Annotated in this window: 24 protein-coding genes and 1 tRNA gene; 9 read left to right on the forward strand and 16 right to left on the reverse strand. The window is 38.9% G+C overall.

From position 1 onward, the window contains the following. Positions 1–155 precede the first annotated feature (155 nt). Positions 156–1,508 carry a UDP-N-acetylglucosamine 1-carboxyvinyltransferase gene (gene murA / locus IQ237_RS23845; protein ID WP_228020679.1) on the reverse strand — a complete coding sequence of 451 codons (1,353 nt, stop codon included), beginning with the start codon at positions 1,506–1,508 and terminating at the stop codon, positions 156–158. A 251-nt stretch (positions 1,509–1,759) separates the two neighbouring features. Here murA and IQ237_RS23850 point away from each other — a divergent pair. The 4 genes from IQ237_RS23850 to IQ237_RS23865 all read left to right on the forward strand — a co-directional run bounded on the left by IQ237_RS23850 (position 1,760) and on the right by IQ237_RS23865 (position 4,096). Next, positions 1,760–1,841, forward strand: a tRNA-Leu gene (locus tag IQ237_RS23850). 60 nt (positions 1,842–1,901) lie between these two features. Next, positions 1,902–2,684, forward strand: a complete 783-nt coding sequence (locus IQ237_RS23855) for an RNA methyltransferase (protein WP_194059607.1) — start codon at positions 1,902–1,904, stop codon at positions 2,682–2,684. 123 nt (positions 2,685–2,807) lie between these two features. After that, the gene (locus IQ237_RS23860; protein WP_194059608.1) at positions 2,808–3,377 is read left to right on the forward strand and encodes a thermonuclease family protein; all 570 of its coding nucleotides are present in this window, start codon (positions 2,808–2,810) and stop codon (positions 3,375–3,377) included. Positions 3,378–3,439: 62 nt separating this feature from the next. After that, positions 3,440–4,096: a polysaccharide deacetylase family protein gene (locus tag IQ237_RS23865; RefSeq protein ID WP_194059609.1), complete on the forward strand. Its 657-nt coding sequence runs from the start codon at positions 3,440–3,442 to the stop codon at positions 4,094–4,096. A 282-nt stretch (positions 4,097–4,378) separates the two neighbouring features. On the opposite strand, the gene IQ237_RS23870 is transcribed toward IQ237_RS23865, so the two are convergent. The 4 genes from IQ237_RS23870 to IQ237_RS23885 all read right to left on the reverse strand — a co-directional run bounded on the left by IQ237_RS23870 (position 4,379) and on the right by IQ237_RS23885 (position 8,268). Beyond that, entirely contained in the window at positions 4,379–5,155 is a 777-nt protein-coding gene (locus IQ237_RS23870; RefSeq protein WP_194059610.1) for an ABC transporter ATP-binding protein, read from the reverse strand. Between the two features lie 46 nt (positions 5,156–5,201). After that, a complete protein-coding gene (locus IQ237_RS23875) occupies positions 5,202–6,200 on the reverse strand; it encodes an iron ABC transporter permease (RefSeq protein WP_194059611.1) in 999 nt (332 codons plus the stop codon). Between the two features lie 164 nt (positions 6,201–6,364). Continuing rightward, on the reverse strand, positions 6,365–6,589 hold the full coding sequence (locus IQ237_RS23880; RefSeq protein WP_194059612.1) for a type II toxin-antitoxin system HicB family antitoxin: 225 nt from the start codon (positions 6,587–6,589) through the stop codon (positions 6,365–6,367). A gap of 161 nt (positions 6,590–6,750) precedes the next feature. Continuing rightward, positions 6,751–8,268: an NAD(P)/FAD-dependent oxidoreductase gene (locus tag IQ237_RS23885; RefSeq protein WP_194059614.1), complete on the reverse strand. Its 1,518-nt coding sequence runs from the start codon at positions 8,266–8,268 to the stop codon at positions 6,751–6,753. An 80-nt stretch (positions 8,269–8,348) separates the two neighbouring features. Between IQ237_RS23885 and IQ237_RS23890 the strand changes: the two genes are divergently transcribed. Continuing rightward, positions 8,349–9,152, forward strand: a complete 804-nt coding sequence (locus tag IQ237_RS23890; protein WP_194059647.1) for an ABC transporter ATP-binding protein — start codon at positions 8,349–8,351, stop codon at positions 9,150–9,152. Between the two features lie 159 nt (positions 9,153–9,311). Continuing rightward, positions 9,312–10,913: an MlaD family protein gene (locus tag IQ237_RS23895; protein ID WP_194059616.1), complete on the forward strand. Its 1,602-nt coding sequence runs from the start codon at positions 9,312–9,314 to the stop codon at positions 10,911–10,913. A gap of 97 nt (positions 10,914–11,010) precedes the next feature. Here the strand turns inward: IQ237_RS23895 and IQ237_RS23900 are convergent, their stop codons facing one another. Beyond that, the gene (locus IQ237_RS23900; protein ID WP_194059618.1) at positions 11,011–11,307 is read right to left on the reverse strand and encodes a DUF3288 family protein; all 297 of its coding nucleotides are present in this window, start codon (positions 11,305–11,307) and stop codon (positions 11,011–11,013) included. A 245-nt stretch (positions 11,308–11,552) separates the two neighbouring features. On the opposite strand from IQ237_RS23900, the gene IQ237_RS23905 reads away from it, so the two are divergent. Further along, positions 11,553–14,003: an ATP-dependent Clp protease ATP-binding subunit gene (locus tag IQ237_RS23905; protein ID WP_194059620.1), complete on the forward strand. Its 2,451-nt coding sequence runs from the start codon at positions 11,553–11,555 to the stop codon at positions 14,001–14,003. A gap of 319 nt (positions 14,004–14,322) precedes the next feature. Continuing rightward, entirely contained in the window at positions 14,323–14,961 is a 639-nt protein-coding gene (locus IQ237_RS23910; RefSeq protein WP_194059622.1) for a histidine phosphatase family protein, read from the forward strand. Positions 14,962–15,037: 76 nt separating this feature from the next. Here IQ237_RS23910 and IQ237_RS23915 read toward each other — a convergent pair whose 3' ends face one another. Genes IQ237_RS23915 through IQ237_RS23925 form a run of 3 tightly spaced genes read right to left on the reverse strand, consistent with a single transcriptional unit; the run spans position 15,038 to position 19,564 of the window. Continuing rightward, positions 15,038–16,894, reverse strand: coding sequence for an AAA family ATPase (locus IQ237_RS23915; protein ID WP_194059624.1), 1,857 nt, complete (start codon positions 16,892–16,894; stop codon positions 15,038–15,040). Positions 16,895–16,948: 54 nt separating this feature from the next. After that, on the reverse strand, positions 16,949–18,847 hold the full coding sequence (locus IQ237_RS23920) for an ArsA family ATPase (RefSeq protein ID WP_194059626.1): 1,899 nt from the start codon (positions 18,845–18,847) through the stop codon (positions 16,949–16,951). A 36-nt stretch (positions 18,848–18,883) separates the two neighbouring features. Further along, positions 18,884–19,564 carry a GvpL/GvpF family gas vesicle protein gene (locus tag IQ237_RS23925; protein WP_194059628.1) on the reverse strand — a complete coding sequence of 227 codons (681 nt, stop codon included), beginning with the start codon at positions 19,562–19,564 and terminating at the stop codon, positions 18,884–18,886. Between the two features lie 167 nt (positions 19,565–19,731). Here IQ237_RS23925 and IQ237_RS23930 point away from each other — a divergent pair, with 167 nt between their 5' ends. Continuing rightward, positions 19,732–20,049, forward strand: coding sequence for a gas vesicle protein (locus IQ237_RS23930; protein WP_194059630.1), 318 nt, complete (start codon positions 19,732–19,734; stop codon positions 20,047–20,049). Positions 20,050–20,248: 199 nt separating this feature from the next. Here IQ237_RS23930 and IQ237_RS23935 read toward each other — a convergent pair whose 3' ends face one another. From IQ237_RS23935 to gvpJ, 7 genes are all read right to left on the reverse strand, one after another. Next, positions 20,249–20,518 (reverse strand): gas vesicle protein GvpG, encoded by a 270-nt coding sequence (locus tag IQ237_RS23935; RefSeq protein WP_194059632.1) that lies wholly within the window; start codon positions 20,516–20,518, stop codon positions 20,249–20,251. A gap of 88 nt (positions 20,519–20,606) precedes the next feature. After that, a complete protein-coding gene (locus tag IQ237_RS23940) occupies positions 20,607–21,347 on the reverse strand; it encodes a GvpL/GvpF family gas vesicle protein (RefSeq protein ID WP_194059634.1) in 741 nt (246 codons plus the stop codon). Positions 21,348–21,421: 74 nt separating this feature from the next. Then, the gene (locus tag IQ237_RS23945) at positions 21,422–21,898 is read right to left on the reverse strand and encodes a gas vesicle protein K (RefSeq protein ID WP_194059636.1); all 477 of its coding nucleotides are present in this window, start codon (positions 21,896–21,898) and stop codon (positions 21,422–21,424) included. Between the two features lie 109 nt (positions 21,899–22,007). Beyond that, complete coding sequence (locus IQ237_RS23950) at positions 22,008–22,568, reverse strand: gas vesicle protein (RefSeq protein ID WP_194059638.1); 561 nt, start codon at positions 22,566–22,568, stop codon at positions 22,008–22,010. Continuing rightward, positions 22,565–23,767: a gas vesicle protein GvpN gene (gvpN, locus tag IQ237_RS23955; RefSeq protein WP_194059639.1), complete on the reverse strand. Its 1,203-nt coding sequence runs from the start codon at positions 23,765–23,767 to the stop codon at positions 22,565–22,567. The genes IQ237_RS23950 and gvpN overlap by 4 nt, the downstream gene beginning before the upstream one ends. A gap of 313 nt (positions 23,768–24,080) precedes the next feature. Further along, complete coding sequence (gvpC, locus tag IQ237_RS23960; RefSeq protein WP_194059641.1) at positions 24,081–24,755, reverse strand: gas vesicle protein GvpC; 675 nt, start codon at positions 24,753–24,755, stop codon at positions 24,081–24,083. Positions 24,756–24,962: 207 nt separating this feature from the next. Further along, on the reverse strand, positions 24,963–25,102 hold a 140-nt coding region (gene gvpJ, locus IQ237_RS23965), incomplete at its 5' end, for a gas vesicle protein GvpJ (RefSeq protein ID WP_194059643.1).

Genomic DNA, 25,102 nt, shown 5'->3' on the forward strand with positions numbered 1-25,102 from the left:
GTATTTTTGTTTTAGGGTAAGAAATCAGCTTTTTTGTATCGGTTAGTCCAAAAATCACCTATTGTTGACAGAGATCGTAAGTGTTCCACCGGACATGATATGAATCGCCAAAGGCAAAAGGCAAAAGTTAATATTCTCTCCCTGACTCCTAGACCCTAGATAGATGTAGAAGCTGACGAAGTTTGATTATTTGAATGTAATTCAGCATCTGCATCTGCCGATGCTTCATTTACTCGAATAATTTTTGCTCCCAGTTGCTGTAACTTCATATCTAATCTGTCATAACCACGATCTAGGTGTTTTAGTCCTTGAATAGTGGTTTTTCCTTCTGCTGCTAGTCCAGCTATAACCAAGGCTGCGGATGCCCGTAAATCTGTACCTATTACTGGTGCGCCGGATAAAATTGGCACGCCGCGAACAAAGGCAGTGTTACCTTTAACGCGAATGTCTGCCCCCAAGCGGTTTAACTCAGAAGCATGACGCAGACGATTTTCAAACACAGATTCGTTAATGATGCTGTCACCTTCCGCCAAAGTCAGCAAGGACATAAATGGCGCTTGCATATCTGTGGGAAATCCCGGATGGGGTAAAGTATCAATATCTGTAGCTCTGAGTTTTTCTGCTGGCAAAACCCTCAAGCAGTCTGAACCTTCTTCAATGATAGGTACGCCAATATCCCGCAACTTGGCAATGACGGGAATTAGATGATCCGGTGCTACGGGAGACAGTAACAGTTCTGAACGAGTGATTGCACCAGCGACTAAAAAAGTTCCTGTTTCAATGCGATCAGGAATAATACTATAGTCGGTAGAATGTAATTTTTCCACACCAACAATAGTAATGGTACTCGTACCTGCACCTTGAATTTTTGCTCCCATTGAATTACAGAAGTTGGCTAAATCAACTACTTCTGGCTCTCTGGCTGCATTTTCAATAATGGTTTCCCCATCAGCTAAGGTAGCTGCCATCATTAAGGTTTCGGTTGCACCGACGCTGGGAGTATCTAAGTAAATTTTCGCTCCTTTCAATCTGTTATTGCTACCGGGAACGTAGGCATTACAAATACCATGCTCAATTTGCACCTCTGCTCCCATTGCTTGCAGTCCTCGGACGTGCAAATCAACTGGTCTAGCACCAATGGCACAACCCCCCGGTAATGGCATTTGTGCTACACCCAATCGCGCCAAAATTGGACCGATCGCAAAAAAACTGGCTCGCAGTTGGGTAACTAATTCATAGGGTGCTTTAGATGTGCTGATATCTATGGCATTGATATCTAAAATATCCCCTTGTCTGGTCAAGGACAAACCTAAAGCGGATAAAACTTGACCCATGCGTTCTACATCCGCTAATAAGGGGACATTGCGAATCCGACAATCTCCTGAACAAAGCAAAGCTCCAGCCATGATCACTAATGCTGAATTTTTTGCCCCGCTGATTCTTACATGACCTTGTAAAGAATGTCCACCCCAAATTTGCAAGACTGAGGAGTCTGCTTCAGGTGACAACTTGCCCTCTGGTAAGCTGCTAGAAGAATTAATAAATCTACCTCCAAAAAATAAATAATAATAAAGATTTGAAGTTGGTTTCGATTCTACAGTAAAGAATTGATTTGTCTACATTTTCTTTCTTTGGGCATTGGGCATTGGGTATTGAGTTATTAATCTTCCCCAGTCACCTGTTCCCTATAAAGAATTATATTGACAATTTTCCATATTTACGCAATAATAGGAAATTGGTGATAAGATAATAAATGCCAGCGGAACTGGCGGAATTGGCAGACGCGCTAGATTCAGGTTCTAGTGCCGCAAGGCTTCCGGGTTCAAGTCCCGGGTTCCGCATGATTAACATAATATTGGGTTTTAGATCACTCTAAAATCCGAAATCCGAAATCTAAAATCGTGTTGACCAGTTTACAAAATCCCCTAGTTAAGCAGATCCGCAAGTTGCACTCTACCAAAGAGAGGCATAAACAACAATTATTTTTATTGGAAGGGACCCACTTATTAGAAGAAGCTTGTGCGGTTAACTATCCTTTAGAAACTGTATGTTGTACTACGCAATGGGAACAGGCACATCCTCAATTATGGCAAGTGGCTTGTAATCGGTGTAATCGGGCAGAAATTGTCAGTGCAGAAGTTTTAGCAGCGATCGCAACTACAGTACAACCAGATGGTGTGGTAGCGACTGCAAAACGGGGTGAACAGGAAAACCAAGTTCCTTGGAGTGGGTTAGTTTTGGCTGTGGAAACTTTGCAAGATCCCGGTAATTTGGGAACTATTATTAGAACTGCGGCAGCTGCGGGTGCGTCGGGTTTATGGTTGAGTGATGATAGTGTTGATTTAGATAACCCCAAGGTTTTACGTGCATCTGCTGGACAGTGGTTTCGCTTAAATAAGGCAGTGAGTGAAGATTTAAAAGCAACAGTCCAAGAATGTCAGCAAGCGGGAATGCAGGTAATTGCTACTTTACCAACTGCCAGTTTAACTTATTGGGAGGTAGATTGGCAAAAACCGAGTTTAATTTTACTGGGAAATGAAGGTGCTGGTTTATCAGATGATTTAGCCACAATGGCAGATACTCAAGTTAAAATTCCCCTTAGTCCAGGGGTTGAGTCCTTGAATGTGGCGATCGCAGCAGCTTTAATGTTATATGAAGCCCAGCGACAATTAACTCATAGGTGAACAATTTAATTTTTCGGTTTTGCACGAGACAAAAGGCAAAAAACAAGAATTTTTTAATTACCTTTTACCTGTTACCTTTTACCTGTTACCTTATTGTGATAACTGAATAGTTTGGTGATAGAAATGAATAAATTAATTAAAAAAATTATCATTGCTTTAAGTGCAGTTCTCATTGTTGTGAGTTTGATGGGATGTAATATTCTATTTGCTGGCTCTGGTGAAGTTGTAGAAAGAGTAAGTGATGGTGATACATTGGTGTTAAGAGGTGCAGATGATCAAAAATTTACAGTTAGATTTGCTTGTGTGGATGCACCAGAAATACCTCACACCAACAAAGAAAAAAATAGTAGGCGGGTTCGGGATATAAATCAATTTAATTGGGGAGTAAAAGCACAAATACGGGTACAAGAATTGGTGAAACAGTCAGGCGATCGCGTGAAGTTGGATATTATAGAAAGCGATCGCTATGGTAGAAAAGTTGCAGAAGTACGATTAAAAGATGGTACTTTTATCCAACAAGTTTTGTTAGAAGAAGGTTTAGCTAAAGTTTATCGTCCTTATTTAAGCAAGTGTCCCAGTAAAGATATCATCCAACAAGCAGAAGCACAAGCAAAACAGCAAAAGCTAGGAGTTTGGAATGATAGAAAATTTGTTGATCCTTGGGAATATCGGAAGTTTAGCAAGGCTAATTAAAATGATGATAATTGAAAAAAATTAAATCTTAATTACGAATTATCAATTATCAATTATCAATTATGCAATTTGCACCTCTATTTCCGATAGTTTACCGCATACTTCAACCGAGTTTTCCTCACTGTCTTTGGTGTGGGGATAGTAATAGTAAAAAAATAGCACTCACCTTTGATGATGGACCCCATCCTCAATACACACCTCAAGTATTGAAAGTTTTAGAACATTACAACATTACAGCTAGTTTTTTTTGGTTGGGTGTTTGTGTTAACCGTTCACCCCATATTGCTAAAGCTGTGAAAGATAGAGGACATTGGATAGGGTTACATGGTTACGAACATCATTCTTTTCCCACCCTGTCAGAAATTCAACTGAAACAGAGTTTAGAAAAAACCCAAATTGCAATTTATAATGCTTGTGAATTACAACCGCAACAACTGAGAGATGTACGTCCTCCTAACGGTTTTTTCACACCCAAAACATTACAATTATTTCAACAGTGGAATTATAGACCAGTAATGTGGAGTGTTGTTCCAGAAGACTGGGTGCGTCCTGGTGTTTCTATTGTTGTTAACCGAGTTTTAAAACAAGTTCAAAATGGATCATTAATAGTATTACATGATGGAGTTTGTGGTGGACAAGATGTAGCAAAAACTATCAAAATTTTGATTCCCCAACTATTACAAAAAGGCTATGAATTTGTAACACTTGATAAATTATGACAGTTATAGCAGGAGTTAGGAGTAGAAGAGGAAATAGGCAATTTTTTATTTTCTATCCTAGAAAGGAGAGGTTTTAAAACTGGGAGCATCCCAAATGTGTAAGTTTATTTTTTGTGCGAGGTAAAGACGTGAAATGAACAAACCACGTTCTGCGAAGCAGTTCCCGAGGGGAAGAAGGAAAAAGAGAGTTTTTGGTGTTGCTGCGGTTATTTTTTCCAAATTGGGATGCTCTCTTAAAACTTGAATACAATAATTGTCAATTATCAATTTTCAATTGTCAATTTACAAAGATGAAACTGCACAAACCTGTAAACCGACAGGAGTTTGAATAATTAAAGATTCAACACCAAAAACCTCAGAAATATTATGTGGAGTTATTACAGTTTCCGGTGTACCAACTTCCCAAAGATGACCTTGTTTTAATAAAGCAATTCTCGAACTATAACGAGCAGCTAAATTTAATTCATGTAAAACAGTGACGATAGTTAATTGTTGTTGGAGATTGAGATTTTTGAGTAATTCTAATAACTGAAGTTGATAATTGATATCTAAATAAGTTGTCGGTTCATCTAATAATAAAACCTTGGGTTCTTGTGCCAAAGCTAAAGCTAAAAAAGCCCGTTGTCTTTCACCTCCAGAGAGATTTTCTACCAGGCGATCGCTAAATTTTTCAAGTTGTGTTTTTTGAATTGCAGTTTCTACAATTTGTTTATCATTACCTGTTAACTCCCATTGCCACCATTGTTGATGAGGAGTTCTACCCAAACTCACTAATTGACGTACAGTTAAACCAGCAGGAACAGGTTGTTGTTGTGGTAAAAGAGCTAACTTTTGGGCAACTAAATTAGGTGGTTGAGAATGAATAGCTTTACCATCAAGTAAAACCACACCACCTTGAGGTAAAAGAATACGACTAACTAACTTTAATAAAGTAGACTTACCCGAACCATTAGCACCAACTAAACTCAACCATTCACCAGTTTGTAAAGACAAATTCACATCTTGAACAATGGGTAAAGCAGTGTAACCACCAGAGAGATTTTCTAATTCTAAAGGCATAGTTTTTAATTGATAATTGATAATTGATAATTGGTAATTGGTAATTCTAACCTAAACCACCGGAACGACGATAAAGCAACCAAATAAACAGAGGAGAACCCAACAAAGCAGTCACCGAACCAACAGGAAGTTCCACCGCACCAAGTCGCGCTAATAAATCTGCAAACATCAATAACCAAGCACCAGCAACAGCAGAAAAAGGCAAAACAAAACGGTTATCAGTTCCCACCATTAAACGTACAGCATGGGGAACAAGTAAACCCACAAAACCAATTAAACCAGCAATACTAACAGCACCAGCAGCTAATAAAGTAGCCACACCACCAATTAATAAACGGGAACGTAATAAAGAAACACCCAAACCCACAGTTAACTCATCACCCAAAGCCAAAACATTGAGCGATCGCGCCAACAAACAACCACATAATAAAGCTGAAATAATATAAGGACTAGCAGTAGAAATTTCTTGCCAACCGCGACCATTTAAACTACCCACTAACCAACTTAAAGCAATTTGTACCTGACCATCTTCAGCCATTAATAATAACGTACTTTGCACAGAACCAAACAAAGCACTAACAGCAACCCCTCCCAAAATTAACCTTTCTACAGAAATTCCTCCCGGAGAACGACCGAGAAAAATCACAATAGCAGAAGTCAAAATTGCCCCCAACCAAGCAGCAAAAGGAATCGCAATTGGGAACACCTGTAAAACAATCATAATAATCACAATTAAGCCAGCACCCGCAGAAATTCCCAAAATAAAAGGGTCAGCCAAACTATTACGCAACATCCCCTGTAAAAGAGCGCCAGACATACCCAAAGCCGCCCCTACAACCATTGCAGCAATAATTCTAGGCAGCCGTAAATCCCAGAGAATAGTTTGTTTAATGGGGTCGCCTTCCCGTATCAAAGCTTGATAAAAATCAACAAAATTAAAATTAACAGCACCTTGAGAAAGAGAGACAAAAAAAGTCAAACCCAAAGCACCGACCATAAAAATAATAGACCAGAATAGACGATGTTTAGTAAATAGATTCTGCATTGTTAGTAGTAAGGACTTCAGTCCTTTTATATTTTACAATAAAAGTATATCGAACCAAAAAATTAAACTCTTACTCTCTGCACCTCTGCGCCTCTGCGTGAAACAAAAAATTAATCAATATTGGGTTTCATCACTTCAACCCAACCTACATATAAATTATTGAATTATGCCACCTTTAAAGACTTACCTAAAACCTGCGGTTCAGGAAGCGGTTCACCATCAGCCAAACAAGATTCAACCAACATTGCTAACACCTCCTGAGCATTTTTTAAAGCCTCCTCGTAAGTTTCCCCATGAGTACAAGGCTGCATTATATTAGTAAAATCAGGCAGTGAAACTACATAACATTTATCTTCATCAGACCATTGAATAATAATCGTATATTTCATTCCTTTGCTTTATTTCCTTGAAACAAACTTGTTAATTTTGCATTTCTCTCTTTTTGCGCCTTAGCGTCTTTGCGTGAGAAAAATAACCCATCATCACCCACCCAAAATCTCTCTTAAATCTCTTTTCTCTGCGTTCTCTGCGTCTCTGCGTGAAATAAAACCTACAAAACCTCCAAAACCCGCCCCACATCAACCAAAGTATTCGCACACAAAATACCCGAAGCAGCAACAGCAGGAACACCAATACCCGGTAACGTACTATCACCAACCCGGTACAAACCCTTAACAGGAGTAAACATACTTGGAAACATCCCCTTACCAGCAGCTATACCAGGACCATAAGTACCCCGATAACGCCGCAAATAACCCGCATGAGTTAAAGGAGTACCAACCAACTCCAAAACCACACGCTCCCGAACATCAGGGATAACACGCTCCAAAGCCCGGTATAAACTCTGCGCCTTTTCCCGCTTTCGATTTTCATAATTATCATCCCGTTCCCAGCCCGCAAAAGGTTCTAAAGTGTAAGCATGAACAACATGATGTCCTTCCGGTGCTAACGACGCATCCCACACACTAGGAATAGAAATCATGCAAGTATTTCCAGGAACAGTAATATCTTTATTGGAATCATGCACCACCACATGATGACCCGTTAAATTCTCCAACCCTTCCGCCTTAATCCCTAAGTGTAAGTGCATAAAACTATCAACTGCTGGTGTATCTAAAGCAGCCTGGCGATAACTTGCAGGTAAATCTTCAGGACGTAGCAAATTATTATAAGTATCCCAAAGAGTCGCATTAGAAATAACTCTAGACGCTCTTAAAATCTCAGCCTCCCTTTTTAAGGGGGGTTGGGGGGATCTCAACTTCACACCTACAGCTTTTCCCCCTTCCACCAAAATCTGCTCAACATGACAACCCAAACGCAACTCACCACCAAAACACTGTAAACCCCGTACCAAAGCATCAACAATGGCTTTACTACCTCCCACGGGATACTCAACCCCAGCGCGGGAACGTTCACCGAGCATAAAAGCTACTTCAGGGGCAATTGTTCCTTCAGCCTTTAAACCTGATAATAAAAAGCATTCCAGGTCAATTAGTCGCCTTACCCAAGGGTCTTTGATGGTAGCATCCATCACACTACCAACAGAACTTTGCACAATGGGCAAATTTAACAACATTTTACCCAAAGAAGGTAAATAACGTTGTAACAATAGAGGTATGACCTGCCAATCAGCCCGCAATGCTATGGTGGGAATATCTTTCATTGCGTCGTAAAGTCCCAACAGACGCTGTTCAAACTGTTGAAATTCCTTAGCACCAGCAGGGGTGATTTTTTCTAATTCCTGACGGTAACGTTCAGCATTACTATAAACTGCAAAAGTGCCTTCAGGAAAATGATAATGTCCTAAAGGATCGTAAGGTATAACTGGGAGAGATTCGCCGATCGCATCGAGAATTTGTTTAAGGGGATTTAAACTTTGAGAACCACTTAAACCGCAATAAAAGGAGGGACCAGAATCAAACTCAAAACCGCGTCTTTTAAAAGTGTGCGCTGCACCACCGGGAATAGTATGACTTTCACAGACTACAACCCGTTTTCCATAACGTGCAAGTAACGCAGCCGCAGATAAACCACCGATACCACTACCAATTACAATAATATCTGTCATTAGTCATTAGTCATTAGACTATTTATATAATATCACCAATTACCAATAACCAATCACCAATTACCAATCACCAATCACCAATGACCAATCACCAATCACCCAAAAAAGAACCATTAATTGAACTAAGAGGTATTTCTAAATCCTTTGGTAAAAATAAGGTTTTAGATGATGTTGATTTGCAAATTTTCCAAGGAGAAGCAATAGGAATTATTGGACCTTCAGGAACTGGTAAATCCACAATTTTAAGAATTATAGCTGGTTTATTACAGCCGGATGCAGGAGAAATTTATATTCAAGGGATAAAGCGAGAGGGGTTAATAGAAGATGGTGGTGATCCGGTGAGTATTGGGATGGTATTTCAGCAAGCAGCCTTATTTGACTCCTTGAATGTAGATGAAAACGTCGGTTTTTCATTGTATCAGAATACAAAATTGGAGCGATCGCAAATTCGCAAACTGGTTAACGAAAAATTAGAAATGGTAGGTTTACCAGGTATTGGTCATCTTTATCCCTCAGAACTATCGGGAGGGATGCGAAAACGGGTAAGTTTTGCGCGTGCAATTATGTCTAATCCCGAAAATCCCAAAGACAACCCAGAAGTTTTATTATACGATGAACCTACAGCCGGACTTGATCCTATTGCTTCAACAGTAATTGAGGATTTAATTCGCAATTTGCAATGTACACAAGGAGTCTGTAGTACCTACTGCATCGTTACCCACCAAGATAGTACCATTCGCCGGACATCTGACAGGTTGATATTTCTTTATCAAGGAAAAGTGCAATGGCAAGGTAAAGTAAGTGAAATAGATCATACTGAAAATTCTTTGATCAGACAATTTATGAGTGGAAGTATACATGGTCCGATTCAAGTTGCTGGTTGATAATATATTTCAGGAGTCAGGAGTTCTAGGAGTCAGGAGTCAGAATAAAAATAATTATTTCCTATTTTCTATTCCCAGTATTTACAAATTAATAATTACCAATTACCAATTACCAATTACCAATTACCAATCAGGACTATTTTTATGGAGCGGGAAAAAATGCGAGGTCTAATTAGTGGCTTCACTTCTACACGAACTTTTAGAGAAGGATCGGTAGGTTTATTAATCTTACTAGGTTTAGGAGCATTTGGGGTAATATTGCTATGGTTAAATAGAATCACGCCCGGAAGCAGTTCTTATAAAGCTGTGGTTGAATTTGCTAACGCTGGGGGAATGCAAAAAGGCTCACCAGTTCGTTATCGTGGTGTGAAAGTGGGTAGTATTTCTAGTATCAAAACCGGAGCAAATGCTGTTGATGTAGAAATTGAAATCAACGATCCTCAATTAAAAATTCCTGCTGATTCTAAAATTGAAGCAAATCAAAGTGGATTAATTAATGAAAGTATCATTGATATTACTCCACCACCTAATGCACAAGTTCCTCAAGATATTGCCGGACCATTAGATAAAGATTGTAATCCTGGTTTGATTATTTGTAACGAATCTGCTAAATTAAAAGGTGAGATAGGAATTAGCGTTGATGAACTGATTAGAGAATCATCTGATTTTGCGGCTCAATATAATAATAAGGAATTTTACGACAACGTTAATCGTCTGTTAGTAACTTCTGCGAATGCGGCTGATAGTGTGGCTAAACTCAGTCGAGAAATGCAAAGTGTCAGCAGAAGTTTTCAAGGACAATTAGGCACATTTTCTAATACTGCTGTCACCATACAAAGAGCAACAAATGAACTGACAACCACAACAACAAAAACCGCAAATCAATTAGGTACAACAGCGAGTGAATTTAGTACAACTGCAAAACAAGCAAGTAGGTTATTAAATAACTTAGATGACTTATTAACTACAAATCGTTCTGCTTTAGTCGGTACTTTAAATAATATTACCCAAACCAGTAACCAACTACGTCAAACAGTTAGTAGTTTATCACCTGCGGTTAATCGTTTAACAGAAGGAGAATTATTGAAAAATTTAGAAATTCTCTCTGCTAACGCTGCGGAAGCTTCTGCTAATTTAAAAGATGCTTCTAAAACTTTAAATGATCCGCAAAATATTGTGCTTTTGCAACAAACTTTAGACGCTGCTAGAGTAACTTTTGAAAATACCCAAAAAATTACATCTGACTTAGATGAATTAACAGGAGATCCGAAATTTCGGCAAAATCTTTTACAATTGGTAAATGGTTTAAGTAAATTGGTATCTTCTACAGAAAATATGCAGCAACAAACCAAGGTAGCTTTTACCTTAGATGCTCTCAAAACCTCTATGAAGCAATCTGAAAATATCACACCTCAACCTACTCTCAAAGCTGCTTTACAGACACCTAAAGAAATTAAAAATAACACTAAAAATATCACTGCCACCCCAGACATAAAAACTGTTGAAAAAAACAACAAAGTAGTAATTTCTAAACCCTCACCAACCACAGAAATAATCAAATTAAACACTCAAACAGAGTTATTACCACCTGTAGTTACTTCTGAACCATCTTCTCAAGAAAAAGCCTTAACTCCCACCTTACCTACTGCTGTGGAAAGTTCTGAAAACATCCCCCAAAACCCCATTACACCTACTCCAAACTTATCCCAAGAACAGTTATTACAAAAGTTACGGGAGCATAAGGGGACAGGTGACAGGTGACAGGTGACAGTAAGAAGGTAAGAGAGAATAGGTAATAATTTTACCAATTACCAATTACCAATTACCAATCACCAATTACCAATCACCAATCACCAATTTAATTCCAATCTTCCTCTTCCTTCTTCCCGCGACTTTTATAAATGCCTCCAACCTGATGTATTTCGCGGGTTTTGGCAAAAAGTTCCGCTTCCGTTAAACCCCAACGTTGCAAAACTTGATCTAAGCCTTGTTGAATGTCCCGTGCGCCAGGAAAGCCTTGATAGCGTATTCTCATCCGAGCTAATTCAGCTAAATTGTAATCTGTTGCCTCCTGAGAGAGTAAACTATTAATAAGGGGGCGATCGCGGTTGTAGAGTGGATGCTGTTGATCTTTACTTGCGGAAGATTCTGTCATAAATTTTACCGATGATAGGATTTCACTTTACCCAAGTTGACAGGCTCAACAGTTGCCAGAATAGCCAAATTTTTAGCCATAACTGGCAAATGACGGCTACTACACCTGAGCTAATTACGGCTCTCACCACTGTCATCCAAGTTTAAATAAAGATACATTATCTTTAAGAAAATACAAGAAACTTTAGATCAGGGTGAACCTTTAAATCACCCAAAGTCCAAGCAGCAAGGGAGCAAGAACCCGCTATGTTTGAACACTTCACGTCCGAAGCCATCAGGGTAATTATGTTAGCTCAGGAGGAAGCACGCCGCCTGGGACATAACTTTGTCGGTACAGAACAAATTCTCCTGGGTTTAATGGGAGAAGGAACAGGGGTTGCTGCTAAAGTGCTGGCTGAGTTAGGCATTAACCTGAAAGATGCGCGTCGAGAAGTCGAAAAAATTATTGGTCGGGGTTCTGGTTTTGTCCCACCGGAAATTCCTTTTACACCAAAAGTCAAGAGTCTATTTGAGCAGTCCTTTAGAGAAGCTCATAGTCTTGGACACAATTACATAAACACTGAACATTTATTGTTAGGTTTAACTGAGGCGGGGGAAGGAGTAGCCGCCAAAGTATTGCAAAATCTTGGTGTTGACCTGCAAACTATCCGCAATGCCGTGATGAGTGTGTTAGGTGAAGATAACACGGTTTTTGCTGGTGGCGGACGCAATACCAGACGTAATCAAAATCTGAGTATAGAAGAATTTGGGCGTAATCTCACCAAATTAGCTCAAGAAGGCAGATTAGATCCGGTAGTGGGTCGGCAAAATGAAATTGAGCGCACTGTACAAATTCTCGGTCGTCGTACCAAAAACAACCCGGTGTTGATCGGTGAACCTGGTGTTGGGAAAACTGCGATCGCCGAAGGTTTAGCTCAACGGATCATTAACCAAGACGTTCCTGAAGTATTACTGGACAAAGAAGTAATTAGTCTGGATATGGGTTTACTGGTTGCAGGAACTCGCTTCCGGGGCGACTTTGAAGAACGTCTAAAAAAAATCATGGATGAAATTCGCTCCGTTGGTAATATCATCCTGGTAATTGATGAAATTCATACCCTCGTCGGCGCTGGTGGTACAGAAGGCGGTTTAGATGCAGCTAACATCCTCAAACCCGCATTAGCTAGAGGTGAACTGCAATGTATTGGTGCAACTACTTTAGATGAATACCGTAAATACATTGAACGGGATGCAGCGTTAGAGAGACGTTTTCAACCGATTTTGGTGGGAGAACCATCAGTAGCAGAAACTATTGAAATTCTCTATGGTTTGCGCGGTGCGTATGAACAACACCACAAAGTTACCATTGCTGATGATGCAATAATAGCAGCAGCACAGTTATCAGATCGTTATATTAGCGATCGCTTCTTACCAGATAAAGCCATAGACTTAATAGATGAAGCTGGTTCGCGTGTGCGTTTACGTCACTCCCGCATCATCAACAACAAAGAACTAAAACTGCAACTGAAAAACGTCAGCAAAGACAAAGCAGACGCTATCAGACTTCAAGACTTTGGTAAAGCTAGTAAACTGCGTCAAGAAGAAATAGAACTGCAAACCAAACTCGATCTAGAAGAAAACCTGCAAACTCTCAACATTCCCAGCGTTGACGAAGAAGACATTGCCGAGATCGTCGCTTCTTGGACAGGTGTACCAGTAAATAAACTAACTGAATCTGAATCAGAGTTATTACTACACTTAGAAGACACCCTACACACACGCCTGATCGGTCAAGAACAAGCAGTTACAGCCGTTTCTCGCGCTATTCGTCGCGCCCGTGTGGGTTTAAAAAATCCTAATCGCCCCATCGCCAGCTTTATCTTCTCTGGTCCTACAGGGGTAGGAAAAACCGAACTAGCTAAAGCATTAGCGGCTTACTTCTTCGGTTCTGAAGATTCCATGATTCGCTTAGATATGTCCGAATACATGGAAAGCCATAATGTTTCCAAGCTCATCGGTTCACCTCCAGGTTATGTAGGCTACGACGAAGGCGGACAATTAACGGAAGCAGTGCGGCGCAAACCCTACACAGTGCTACTTTTCGACGAAATCGAAAAAGCGCACCCCGATGTATTTAATATGCTGCTGCAACTTTTAGATGACGGTCATCTTACGGATGCTAAGGGACGGAAAGTAGACTTCAAGAACACCTTAATTATCTTGACATCTAACATTGGTTCTAAGGTAATTGAAAAAGGTGGTTTGAGTTTAGGGTTTGAATTTGATAACCAAGCTGATGCAAGTTATCAACGTATCCGCAACTTAGTAAACGAAGAACTGAAGAATTATTTCCGTCCTGAGTTCTTAAACCGTCTTGATGAAATTATCGTCTTCAGTCAGTTGAACAAAGAGGAAGTCAAGCAAATTGCTGACATTATGCTGCGTGAGGTTGCTAACCGCTTAACTGAAAAAGGCATCAAATTAGAAGTCACAGCAGCCTTTAAGGAACTGGTGGTGAGAGAAGGTTATGATCCTAGTTATGGTGCTAGACCTTTACGCAGGGCTATTATGAGACTTTTGGAAGACTCCTTAGCTGAGGCTATTTTATCTAGTCAGATCATCGAAGGTGATACAGCTATTGTGGATGTTGATGATGATGGCCAGGTGAAGGTGAGGAAAGCAGAAACCCGCGAGTTACTGTTAACTAAAGTTGGTTAATTTTGAATAACATATTGACGTTATTCCGTTAATGGGGTAAAGGGAAAAGGTAAAGAAAAACCTTTAACCTTTACCCTTTATATATTGATAAGCTGTTACACAGCTAAATTGTATAATCATAATATTATGAACTCTTGTGTAACAGGCATCTTGCCCGCCAATCGTGTACCTCATTACAAAGGAAAGTGCTGTATATTGCTATTAGTCTTAAATTGACTGTTTTAGCTAATCACTTTGTCCTGGTGTCACATATTCAATTGCAAGATTGATGGTAATTTATTTTTGCACAAATTCCTGATTACCAATTGCAATCAAACCTATGACACTCAATTTATATTTACTGCGACATGGGGAAACAACTTTTAGTCAAAATGGCAATTTCTGTGGTGAAACCGATGCAGAATTGACAACCGCAGGAATACAGATGGCAGAAAGTTTTGCCGATGTTTATAAACAATTGCAATGGAAAGGGGTTTATGTTAGTCCCATGAAACGCACCATTGCCACTGCCAAACCATTTTGTGATGCGGTGGGAATAGATATGCAGGTGAGAGAAGGACTCAGAGAAGGTAGTTATGGTGCATGGGAAACCAAAAGTAAATCCTTTGTACAAGAGAACTACACAGAAAACTATATCAAATGGTTGTCAGAACCTGCTTGGAATGCTCCTCTAGGAGGAGAAACAGCCGTAGAAATTGCTAACCGGGCAATACCCGTGATTACTGAAATTATAGACAAACACCCAGAAGGTAATGTTTTAGTAGTTTCCCATAAAGCCACAATTCGGATTATACTTTGTAGCTTACTAGGAATTGATTTGGGATGTTATCGCTATCGAGTCAATATTTTAGTAGCCTCAGTCAGTAAAGTGAAATTTGATGTTAATGGTCCATTGTTGGAGATATTAGGCGATCGCTACCATATACCTGATCATATTCGCTCACGTCCAGGAACATAAACACACCTTACTTCACTTCTGACTCCCGGAGGTTAAGAGAAAAGTAGGGGCAATACGTGGTTGCCCCGATTTGCATCTAGCTAACGGTTCGCTGCTCCATTAGAATTTGATAAGAATACTGGAAATCATCAAGAGTAATCCTAATAGCAGCCGGGTCTGTTTCCCCTTGGTCTCGAAAACGGCGAATTGCTTTCACAGCAGCCTGATTGCACAGCAAAACTAAATCTGCTCCGTTCCAGCCCTCTGTCGCCTTAGCCCAATATTCTAGATCCACATCTAATAGAGGTCTGCCCTCAGTGTAGACTCGCAAAATTTCTAGACGGCTGGCTAAATCAGGTAAATCAACCTTGAGTTGCAAGTCTAATCTTCCTGCCCGTAATAAAGCAGGGTCAAGGGCATCAGGACGATTAGTAGCGCCAATCACTAAAATATTAGTTCCCGTCTCTAAACCATCCAATTCAGTGAGTAATTGCCCGACTACGCGGTTACTAACTCCCGAATCACCGGTGTAAGTTCCCCGTGCTGGAGCTAAGGTATCAATTTCATCAATAAATATGACACAGGGATCAGCTTGCCTGGCTTTAGCAAATAATTCTCGCACAGCTTGTTCACTAGATCCCACCCAACGAGTAAGTAACTCTGGACCATTGATACCAATAAAATTAGCTCTGGCTTGGGAAGCTACGGCCTTAGCTAATAAAGTTTTACCAGTTCCTGGAGGACCCCAAAGTAAGATGCCCCTGGGTGCTACGGCCTTGGTTTGGCGGTAAAGTTCTGGATACAGTAAAGCTCCTTCGACGGATTCCTGTAGAGTTCGCTTAATTGTCTCCAAACCACCAATATCTTCCCATTCCACATGGGGGACTTCAACTTCCATGCTACGAAGCACTGCTGGTTTGATTTCTTTGAGTGCTTGTATAAAATCCGATTGATTCACCGTCATAGTGTCAGGAACTTGCACATCAATCGAAGGAACTTGACGGCGTAAAGCGATGTAAGCTGCTTTTTGACATACGGCTTTTAAGTCAGCACCTACAAATCCAACAGTGCGATCGCTGATAAATTCCAAATTCACCGTATCATCCACAGGCATATTACGAGTCAGAACTTGTAATATTTCTTTGCGTCCGTTGTTGTCTGGAATGCGAAACTGAATTTCCCGGTCAAATCTTCCTGGACGACGTAGGGCTGGATCAAGATGGTCAGGGCGGTTAGTAGCTGCTAGAACAATCACCCCTTGAGTTTGGGTGAAACCATCCATCAAGCTTAATAACTGAGCAACTAAACGTTTTTCTACTTCCCCTTCCACTGCACTGCGATCTGGGGCGAGGCTATCAATTTCATCAATAAAAATAATACAGGGAGCATTTTTGGCGGCTTTTTCAAAGATACCTCGCAGTCTTTGTTCTGCTTCTCCGTAATATTTGCTGATTACTTCTGGTCCGACTAGAGCAATATAGTTAACTCCTAATTCCTCAGCCAATGCCCTGGCTGTCAGAGTTTTACCAGTACCTGGAGGTCCTACCAACAGTACGCCATGTGTGGGTTCTAGTCCCAATTTAACCAGCAAATCAGGGCGTTTTAAGGGAACAGCAATTAGTTCTTTGAGTTCTTTGAGAACTTCACTCAGTCCGCCGATATCTTTGAGGGTCATACCCGAATTAGAATCCGGTGGTATGATCGGCTCTGATGAACCTGCATTAGCGGCTGGAGAGGAAGGAGAAGGGGAAGTAGAAGGAGAGGAAGGAGTGCGGATCCGACTAGTCCCTATATTGCTACTACTCCCACGGGGAATATTGCCTGTTCTGGGAATACTACTGACGGATCTTGTGTTAAACTGCACATCAGTTTTCACTTCTCCACTGTCAATTTTTTCTTCTAACGTCTTGACCAATTCTATGAACTGCTCAAATCCTTTGAATAAATCACTCATGACATCCCTTTCTAAAATGAACTTGCAAAAATATTGTTGCGGCTAAATTGTTCTTTAATTGGAGGTTAGTTCCTCAAATGCAAATAAAAGATCAGCCGCGCCTTTGATTCGGTCTATTGGTTCTACCGACCTGGGTAATTGAGGCAAGCGAATAATCGTTTGTTCTGAAAATAATCCCTGATTAATTTCTGAATTTTGAGTGTAGCGATTTTGCACCACATAGCGTTGTTGAATTCCCATTTTTTTCAGAGATTCTGTTAAGCGGATATGTTCAGCTATAATTGCTTCCTCTGCCTGAATTACACCTATAAATTGGGTGTGTTTGGGGTCTTTCAATTTCTTTTGAGCTTGGATAACTTGTTGGCGCAGATTACGTAGCCGTCCAATGAAATCAACTCGACCCAAAACGTCTTGATATTTCATCCATAGCTTAAATATCCAAGATAACCAATCTCCTAAAGCTGAGGGCATTGCTAAGAATTGTAGCAGATGACCTGTAGGAGCAGTATCTAAAATAATCAAATCTTGCTGGTTACTTTCTAATAAATTTATAATCGTAATTAGGGATAGCATTTCATCAATTCCTGGTAAAGCTTGAGACATGATCTGTCTCCAAGCCTCTGGCAGATAAGCCATATTGACATTTGTGTCTGTTGCTGTTCCTTCACCACTAATCATATCCGCTAATTCCCAAAGATAATCAGTACGAAACTGATCTAATATTTTGTCAGCATCAATTTCTTGTCCGCTTAAATTAGGAGCTAATAATTTGGCCTGATGCCCCAATTTTTCTCCAAAAGCATCTCCCAAAGAATGAGCAGGATCTATGGAAATAACACGAATTTTTTGCTCAGGATAATGATTGGCAAAAGCCCAACCCATTGCTGCTGATACTGTAGTTTTGCCGACTCCGCCTTTGCCGCCGACAATAATTAGTTGACATCCTGCTGCTAAAAAATCACTAAAGCTTGGTGGTATTCTCACTGGCCATGTAATGACTGGAGCCGATACTAGTTCAACTTGCTCAATTTTTTGAATTTGTGCGGCTAGATGATCTAATTCTAAATTACCTAATGGGGCTGATGGCTGTTGTGGGACAATAAAAACTGGTTGATTTTGGGAAATATTTAAGAACTTTTGTAGGTATTTTTCCTGCTCTGCATAACGATCTGGATCTATATTGGCATCTGTCAAAATTCGATTGATTAATATTCCTGAGTAGGGAACATCTAAGGTTTTTAACTGTTCTAAAAATCTCTCTGTTTCTGCCAAACACATCGGTTCAGCAATGGCAATTACTAAACAACCTGTAAAGTGATTATCTTGTAGTAGTCTTCTACCTTCTGATAATTGAAATTTGAGATCAGCTAAAAAGTTGTCAACTTCATCACGGGTATAACTACCTGTGAAAGTTTCTGTGATCACTTGATGTTTCTTTTGGAATAATTCTAATGAATTTAAAATTACATCTAGAAAATCCTTTAAGCGCAATAAATTCAATGTATGTCCAGAAGGTGCCATATCAACTACTATGCGATCAACGCTTTTGTCTGATAGTAACCTTTGTATTTCTAGTAATCCCATCAGTTCGTTTAAGCCAGGCCAGTTTAAATCCCAAACTGGGGCTAAGTCGTCTCCATCAGCTAAACTTCCTCTTTCCACTAATAGTTCCAAAAATTGACTATATTTTGCCCTAAATTCTAATAGCAGTTTTTGAGCATCTAAAGCCTGAATACTCAAATTGGGTAAATCTGCTATTGGTGCAGCATCATCTGTCACTTTTGCAAGTAATACATCTCCTAAAGAATGTGCCGGATCTGTGGACAATAATAAGATTTTTTCTTCCGGGAACTTTGTCGCCCAATAACGAGCAAAACAGCAAGACATGGTGGTTTTACCGACTCCGCCTTTGCCGCTAAACAGAAGTAAATTAAGTGAATCGTACTGGTTCATAATTTTCAAAATCAATCAAATAATAGTTAATAAGCATTAAATAAAATGGTAAGGTGGAAGAACATCTCCCAAAGATAAATCCCAGCGTGGGCAAGCTTTTTGCCAATTTAAAAATTGTTCTAAAATTAAAATTTTATCTTGAGAGCTAACCAAAATATAAATTCTTACTTCTTCTGGCTTGTCTTGAATAACTATTGGCAATTGATGTACATTTCTGATGACATCAATTAAGTTTTGTTTTTCTGTATCTTGAGCAATAGTAAAGTTTTGTCTATTTTGATATTGTTGTTTTTTAGCTAAAAAGTAATTTCTGCCTTTTTCCGTAAATGCTTCTGTTTCAGGTAAAGAATGAGGAATTAGTTTTAAACAAAATTCGATTTTACCTTTGATTTTTGCTAGCTGTTTGCGATATTCTTGGCTATGTAATTCTAGATAGTTAAGTAGTTTGGTTTGAGAATTAAAACAAGTGCCAAATCTCAACGGTAAAATTGTAATTTGCTCAAAAATTTCACAAATAACTCGATCATGACATAAAGCCATCTGGATAATTTCTGCATCATTTTTTTGGCACGATTCTAAAGATATCCCAGGCTCGACAATAGCAGAAAGTTGAGTACCATTAATCAAAACTACTTGACTAGCAATTCCTTGGGGTAAGGTTAGGGGAAAGCTAGGAGTTTCTAAAAAAGCATAAGTGTAAAAGTTTTCTAATTCCATCTTTTTTCCATAGAGACATACAACCAATGACTGACAAATTTTTTATAATCATTAAAACTACAACTTGATATTTTCTGAATTTATAAAAAAAATCTATTATTTGAGTATTTAGGCGTTTACAATTGAATAAAACTAGTTATAATGTTGAAAATGTTTAGGTACTTTTCATGAAAAACATTCGCAACCGCGGTTTGATTAGGGCTAAAGTTAGTACGATGCCTAGAAATAAATCAGATGCTTCAAGTCAATTAGAGCTTTATAAAATGGTGACTGAAAAGCAACGTATCCAACGAGAGTTATATGGCATTAAAGAAAGAATGTTTGTACTCCAACAACGGTTAGATGTTCTAAATCATCAGATCGAAGAAACGGAAAAAACCATTCATAAATTACGTCAACCTCACTCAACAACTGTTCAAAATATATCTCAGAAAAAGGAAACTAGTGAACCGCATAATTACCACACTTTTGAGATTGAATATTAATTTTTGTTTATACTTTAACCCGCATGAGCGGGTTTTCTACTCTTATCTTTAAGATAATTGCCAGATAAGTTTTTGCTAGGAAGCACTACTTTCTGTGCAAACGTTGTCATTACCAGTAAAGGGTTTCAAGATGTCAGAGATTATAGCAGGTAAACAATAATCTATGCAATCTAGACACCGTCAGGATTGTACTGATAATTTAGACAAGCTGTAATTCTTCAGCTTCAGCATCTCTGTTGGCTTCCTCTTCCAAAGCTTGAATTTTTAAAAGAATTTCCTCTTCTTGAGCCTCAAATTCTTCTTCACCAAGTTCGCCGAGATCGAAGGCAAGCTGTAAACTTAATAATCGTTTATGCAAATTTTCTTGAGCATCAAACTCTGTATTTGTACGCTCTTGGATTTTCTCTGCAATCCAGACAACTCCACCAATTGGTCCAGTTATCGGAGCTAGTAAAAGTTTCATTAACATATTGATAAATCCTATTGAGTTTTTAAGTTATTTCAGCAAAAACCAACTTTTTAACATCACAGCTTGGGGCTGCCAGAAATTAGGTTGGCTACTCAGAAACAAGCTGCGCGAATGTGTAGGGCGCAGTAAAATTATTGTAACGAATACGTAGGCGATCGCCAAATTTCTGATCAATAGCTTCTACGCGCTCACTAAATACAGATTCGCTGTTCCAAGCAATGAGAAATGCAGCATTGTATATCATTTCTTCATTCATAGGTTCACTTTCTATCACCTCTGTTGCTAAAGGATTTAATTCATTAGAGAAAGCTTGAATTACAGCTTCTTTACGAGCCTGCAAATTACTTTCAATTAACTGCCCAATACCAATAATCTCTTCCATGCTTAAGTTTTTCCCTTCCATCTTGTCCCGCTGCTGTTTTAAATCTGGATTAGATTCCATCATTGCTTGGACTTCAGACTTAGTATCCCAAAGAATCTTAATACTTACTTCTCTTTGTCCTGCTAACTTGCTAAATAATTCTTCTAACTGCTGCTTATATAGTTGAATAAGTTGTCTATTAATTTCTTCCCAATCTTTAACAACTAATCCAAAGCGCAAAGGTAGAAGCGTATGAAATCCCGCCTTCATGGCTTCTTCTAAAACTCTTTCATGAGCCAATAAATTTCGGCGAGAAGCTAAATATTTTTCTTGACAAGCTTCTGAATATAAAAAAGTAAATCCATCAACTACTTGACTCTGAACAGTTTGTCCATCTAATCCTTTAAGTTCGAGAGAATTAGGAATTGATTCAGGGAAAATACCGTACAAATAAAGACCAAAATTCATAATTTGCAAATTAATTAAATTGTCTTGTAAACTTAAACTCTATTTTACGAAGGATATGTTGCCTCTGATTTAATTTATCCAATTGGTTTGGAGGTCAGAACTAACTGCAATTTAGCATGAATCAGATCCAACTGAGCTATACCTATATCTATTTCACCCTCTACAACAATTCCCGTATTTAACAGCCGATCCAGTAATTCCAATATAGAAGGATTGTTGCTAGGTTCTCCTGGATAATAAGAGCCTGGAGGAGGCATAAGAGTACCAAAATCTCCTAAATTTACATTTAATTCATCTGGATTAATTTCAAATATTTCACACAAATGTAAAATTTGCTCTTCCAACTTTTGTAAACTTTCTGCTGCTCGCTCCAAATCTAATTCGCTCAAGCATTCTTGTTCCATCCGCCGAATTACTTGAGCTTCCATCAGTTGACGGACCAATTCTAGTAACGTCAACAATAAAGGAGCTAAACCCGCTTCATTCTTGGATTTAGAACCAGTAGTTAGTAACTCTTGAGCATTATTAATTGGAGTGTCAACCATGTCCATGATGTCATCTAAAACTTTAAGTTTTTTTACTAAGTTTTTTTCAGAATGATTAAAATTTCAGGAGTTCCAGTTTTGATTAATCTAAATTTGGATAACTCCTAAATTGCAATTAGACATCAACGGGGGGATCTATGGATAACGATGATATACTTTCTTGCTCTATTTCCCCAGAATTATCTTCCGTATTAGCTAAAGTCAATTGTTCCTCTTCTATAACAGATTCCTCCTCTTCTTCTATGCTGCTATCTATGGATAATGGTATAATTTCTTGCCTCTCTTCCTCAAAACTAGCTTCCGTATTAGCTAAGGTTAGTTGCCCTTCCTCTATTGCTGATTTCATTGCGTTCATTTGCGATTCTAAGCTTTCTAGGCGCTGTTGGAGTCGTTGGTTTTCTTCAACCAGACCTTGCGCCTTAGTGCTGAGATAAGGGTCATTTTCCCACCAGTTGATACCCATCTCTTTAGCTTTATCAACGGAGGAAATTAACAAGCGAATACGAATATGTAGAAGTTCGGTAGAAGCAATAGATACAGATATATCACCTGCAATGACAATACCTTTATCTAAAACTCTTTCGAGAATGTCCGCCAAAGTCGAACCTTGGGTAGATGTAGTAATAGTTCGACTTGGGTTTGTTTGACGTGTTGGCAATATCGGGGTAGAAGTCACGAGTGATTCAACTCTTGAATAGTATAAAGACCATTAACTTTGTTAACCAAAGACTTTTGCTTTAAAGAATGAAGAGCATTGAATATTACATTCTTGTCTAGATTCAAAGCTTTTTGCAGTCCATTTATTCCTTCACTTTGATGCTCAGTTAAGTAATGATAAACTTCCTTCTCAAAAGGAACTATATTTTTTAAATTTTCTAAATCACTGTTAGGCTGGGAAACTTCATTTAGAGAATTACTGTCATTGAACTCCTCATCTACATTCATAATCTCTAAAGCCTGGGCTACGCTTGTAGAAGTCTGATTCAGCAAATCCACCAAAATAGATGTACACTCGCTGATAGATAAATTTGTGCGGTTGAATAAAATATCCATAGCAATATCCCGAAAATTCTCATTTTCTGCTGTTGCTACAATACCGTTATCTGCACAAACTTTACCAATCATTAAACAAGACCGCAAGCCGGAAGTTTTTTCAGCCCCTGTAGCCTGACGAAATGATTTAACTAAATGCACGATAAAATAAGCAGATTCTCTATCTAGATTCGTTTTCTGAATTAATATCTCAGTTTGAGTCAACTCGTCTGGTTCTGGCATATTAATAGTTACCAGTCTATCCATTAAAGCATCTTGTGTAGAGTGAACGCCGCAATACTCTTCTGGATTAGAGGTAAAAATTACCCGAAACTGGGGATTAACATTTAAATATTCTGGTTGATTACTACTAGGGGGAAGACTGATAATTTTTTCTTCTAAGGCTGAAAGCAAAACGTTATTAACTTCAGGACGTGAACGATTAAATTCATCATATACCAATGTAAATCCTTCCCGACAAGCTAAAGTTAGTCGAGAATCTACCCAATTCTGTCTGAATTCGTCTTCAATTTTTACAACACTGTGAATATAATTATCGAGTAACTTTTTGTGAGTGTATCCCGATTCACTTCCAATCAAATCTGAACTCTTAAATTCATCATCTCCAAACAATAACATGACTGGCCTGTCTAAACAATGAGCCAAATGCAGAGCTAAAGTAGTTTTACCTGTTCCAGCTGGACCCCGTAAGTGAATGGGAAACCCTGACTTGAGATAAAGTAAAGCCCGAGATGCTACTTTTTCAATAGCAGGTGTCACCACAAACTGCCCTGGGCGAACTCGAAGAACTGCTCTTTTCTGATTCATATTCATGATAGTCATAAATTCACGATAGTTGGAAAATAACTTGGAAATAACGGAAAAAGATTGCTATCTTTTCTAATTGGAATGTGCTATAGTTAGTCTATATAGTTTCCAGCAGAGAGCTTAGTTATATAACTGTAGTCAAGTTATTTTTCCAGTAGCTGTTGTTTTTAGCTTGACTAAGGTGTAAACTGAGACTATCATTGTTTAACGCCAAAACTCATTGTTGATTTTTATTATTCACCCCCTGATCTTCACAGTTTTACAACTATTGGATTAGGGGGAATTACTATATAGCCCAATTATCTAACAGTCAGAAGGATTGTGAGTATTAGTTACGACGGTAATTGCCAATAACACTCGCAAATAAATCCTGACGGAATTGACGCAGATTCTGCTTTTGTTCATTAGCTTTAGCAATACGTTCTTTAGCCGTATTTGCTAAAAATTCATCGGTGGTTTGCTCAAGTTGCTGATGGAATTCACTCAACTCTTTAGCTTGTGCCTCAGCTTTAGCAATACGTTCTTTAGCCGTATTTGCTAAAAATTCATCGGTGGTTTGCTCAAGTTGCTGATGGAATTCACTCAACTCTTTAGCTTGTGCCTCAGCTTTAGCAATACGCTCTTTAGCAGCATTTGCTAAAAACTCATCGGTTGCTTGCTTGAGTTGCTGATAGAATTCGTCCAACTCTTTTGCTTGCTGGTTAGTTTGAGCAATGCGTTTTTTGGCAGTATTTGCCAAAAATTCATCGGTGGTTTGCTTGAGTTGCTGATAGAACTCGTCCAACTCTTTTGCTTGCTGGTTAGTTTGAGCAATGCGTTCTTTAGCAGCATTTGTCAAAAACTCATCAGTTGTTTGCTTGAGTTGCTGCTGGAATTGACGCAGTTCTTCAGCTTGTTTTTTTGCTTGAGTAAACCGCTTGCTTTTTGTCTCAGACAGGAATAAATTTACTTCCTCAAATATTGAGTTATTCTCCTGCCGGATTCTTTCCATTAAAGCCGCCATGAAGTTCTCCTAGAAATTAGAAGCTGGTATCAACTACATTCACCGGAGTTTTTTACTCAGTGAATGTAGTTGCAGGTTTTTCTGCTTTTTTAATAGATATGCTTTCATGAAAACTATATTTCCGCATATCAAAGTAATTAAAAAAGCAGTGATGATACTAGAATTTAATCCTAATTAAATTCTTAATCTTGGACATCTACTTAAAAATTAAGCAGGTACCGCAGCAGATTGAGTCAAACCTACAGCTTCTGCATATTTCAGGTAGGTTTCTACGGATGCAATTACGATTCTAGCTTCTACTGCTAGTAATTCAATACCAACCAAGGAAACACGAACCCAAGCATCTA

It is taken from the genome of Sphaerospermopsis sp. LEGE 08334 (genome assembly GCF_015207205.1).
Lineage (GTDB): Bacteria > Cyanobacteriota > Cyanobacteriia > Cyanobacteriales > Nostocaceae > Sphaerospermopsis.